Below are 543 nucleotides of genomic sequence, written 5' to 3'. Positions count from 1 at the left end.
AATACCTCGACTCCGAGAAGTACCAGCTCAAACCCCGCGACTGGACAACCGCCGAACGCGAGGGACGCACCATCACCCCCCTCATCACCCGCCTCAACACCATCCGGCGCGCCCATCCCGCGCTGCGCCGGCTCAGGAATCTCCGCTTCCACCGGACCGACAACGACGCGCTCATCGCCTACAGCAAGCGCACCGGTGCCGATGTCGTCCTGGTGGTCGCCAACCTCGACCCCCACCGCACCCAGGAGGCCACGATCTCGCTCGACATGCCGCAGCTCGGCCTCGACTGGCACGAGGCGGTGCCGGTCCACGACGAGCTCACGGGTGAGACCTACCACTGGGGCAGGACGAACTACGTGCGCCTCGAGCCGGGCCGTACGCCCGCGCACGTCTTCCACGTCCGGCGGTCGTCCGCCGCGCCTCAGAACGGAGGGTCGAGAGTCTCATGACCGTGAACGAGCCCGTGCCGGACACCTTCGAGGACACACCGGCCAAGGACCGTGACCCGGACTGGTTCAAGCGAGCCGTCTTCTACGAGGTCCT

The 543-nt window shown here is 67.6% G+C and carries 1 pseudogene; it reads left to right on the top strand.

Features of this window, described 5'->3' with window-relative positions:
• Positions 1 to 449, top strand: a pseudogene (locus IE260_RS41220) (alpha-1,4-glucan--maltose-1-phosphate maltosyltransferase); the annotation flags it as partial.
• Positions 450 to 543: the final 94 nt, after the last annotated feature.

Origin of the sequence: Streptomyces viridiviolaceus (assembly GCF_014650995.1) — a bacterium.
In the GTDB taxonomy this organism is placed as follows: Bacteria; Actinomycetota; Actinomycetes; order Streptomycetales; family Streptomycetaceae; genus Streptomyces; species Streptomyces viridiviolaceus.
Note: the sequence above shows the minus strand (reverse complement) of the source record. Positions and strands in the feature narration are given on the sequence as shown.